This is a genomic window from Aquiflexum sp. (assembly GCF_041749095.1).
Classification (GTDB): Bacteria; Bacteroidota; Bacteroidia; order Cytophagales; family Cyclobacteriaceae; genus Aquiflexum.
Map to the genome: position 1 here is coordinate 1 of NZ_JBGTCA010000025.1, position 1,964 is coordinate 1,964.

Consider the following 1,964-nt stretch of genomic DNA (forward strand, 5'->3'; position numbering starts at 1 on the left):
TTTCAACCGAATGGCCATTGATCAAACGGGTTCCATTAAAGGAACCCAAAACTCTTTCGTCATCAATCACCTCTTCCTCCATCAATTTATCCAATAAACCATCCTGACAATAGATGGTGAAGGGAATTCCCATTAAAACCCAAAGTAAAATCATTTGAAATTTCATACACAGGTATTTTATGGGTTTAGCAATCTTATTCTATTTTCTGAAATTGGAAATCCACTGTCACTTTCACCTCCTCTGCAATATTCAGAAATACCACTCTCGGAATTTTGATGTCATGATCAGCTACCCTAACATCAAATACCGCATCCATCTGCAGTAATTTATCCGAAACGGTAAGCTGACCTTCCACAGTTTTTTTTTGGCTAACTCCATGGATTGTCAGCGTACCGATGGCTTCCACTGTTTGGACACCTGCTTTTTGAAGGTCAAATCCATTGAGTCTACCCTCAAAAGTCGCATGAGGAAATTTGTCTGATTCCATAAAATTTTCATTGAAATGTTGCTGCATCAAGGATCTTTTGAATTCAAATCTACTGGCGTCCGAGAAAAAAATTCTTTCAATAAATTTTATCTTTGAATAGTTCAAAAGAAATAAGACGGAGGGCCTTGCAGCTCTTCCGTCTATTTCATAATGTTGCGTTCTACCAAAAACTTAACATTATGGAGCAAGATAATAAAAATTTCAATTCCGGACTTCCTATCATCTGCCAACTTTTGATCATGGTTCCCGATCATCTTTTTAAACAGGCGGTTGAAGAGACGGAATCCGATCGGTATTACAAGAAAATGAAGTCAAAAGATCATTTTATCAGTTTGTTTTATGCTGTCCTGACCCGGAACGGCAGTTTGAGGGAGGTCTGTAAGAATATTATTCTTTTGGGTAAAAAACTGATGTATGCCGGCCTGAAGCAGATCCCCTGCCGAAGTACACTTTCGGATGCCAACAATAACAGGGACCATAGCTTTTTTTCCAACCTGTACGGGAAGCTGTATTCTTATTATAGAACCGAACTCAAGACTTTCCATCTGCCAATAGGCGGTGAGGTGAGTGCCGGGGATGTCGATATATTTGATTCCACGACTATTACCCTTTTTAAGGATATTGTCAAGGGAGCCGGCAGGAATCCGCTCAATGGCAATAAAAAAGGCGGGATAAAGGCTTTCACCAAGACAAACCTTTCTGAAGGGGTGCCTGATTTTGTCTGCCTAAAGCCGGCATCCACCAATGAAAATATATTTTTAAAGACTTTGACCCTGTTGAAAGGGGCGATAGCCATATTCGATAAAGGATTCAACAAATATTTTTATTTTGATCTCTGGACCGCCAAAGGGATATTCTTTGTAACCAGACTGAAAACAAATGCCAAATATGAAATTGAAACGGAATTCGACTGTTCGGAGTATCCTGATGTCAGACAGGATCAGCTGATTTCCATTGTTTACAGGGAAAATAAAATTACTCGGACAGTTAAACTGAGATTGATAACTTACCGGGACCCGATAAGCGGTGAAACACTTGAGTTCCTGACTAACATGATGGGGCATACCGCACTTACAATATCATTATTGTATAAAAACAGATGGACTATAGAGCTGTTATTCAAACAGATAAAGCAAAACTTTGAACTGAAATATTTTTTGTCGGACAGTGAGAATGGAATTAAATCTCAGATATGGGTGGCATTGATCCTGAACCTGATTTTCACCGTCATACACAGAAGGATAAAACAGGCAGAGGATTTCTCAACTTTGGTCCAGGTCGCCGCAAAGAATCTGTGCTCATACGTGGACCTGAAGCTTTTCCTGACCCAAACAGAGGAATACTGCAAGTCATGGTTTAAAAAAGAAGTTGGAAAAATGCAATTGGATATTTGGGCGAATGGGATGGGGGATGTTTTTAACAATATCAGAAAACCGACTAAATTAGAGCCTAATCCAATATAATTCTTCAAAAATG

At 39.2% G+C, this 1,964-nt stretch carries 2 protein-coding genes; one reads left to right on the forward strand and one right to left on the reverse strand.

Annotated elements, in window-relative coordinates; genetic code table 11:
* Nucleotides 1–194: 194 nt before the first annotated feature.
* On the reverse strand, nucleotides 195–593 hold the full coding sequence (locus tag ACEW8O_RS01760) for a YceI family protein (RefSeq protein WP_373492905.1): 399 nt from the start codon (nucleotides 591–593) through the stop codon (nucleotides 195–197).
* A gap of 74 nt (nucleotides 594–667) precedes the next feature.
* Between ACEW8O_RS01760 and ACEW8O_RS01765 the strand changes: the two genes are divergently transcribed.
* Complete coding sequence (locus ACEW8O_RS01765) at nucleotides 668–1,951, forward strand: IS4 family transposase (RefSeq protein ID WP_373492906.1); 1,284 nt, start codon at nucleotides 668–670, stop codon at nucleotides 1,949–1,951.
* The last annotated feature ends 13 nt before the right edge of the window (nucleotides 1,952–1,964 follow it).

What these genes read in the sequence shown, in the direction of transcription:
- ACEW8O_RS01765 (WP_373492906.1), top strand. Translation starts at nt 668, where the DNA reads ATGGAGCAAGATAATAAAAATTTCAATTCCGGACTTCCTATCATCTGC.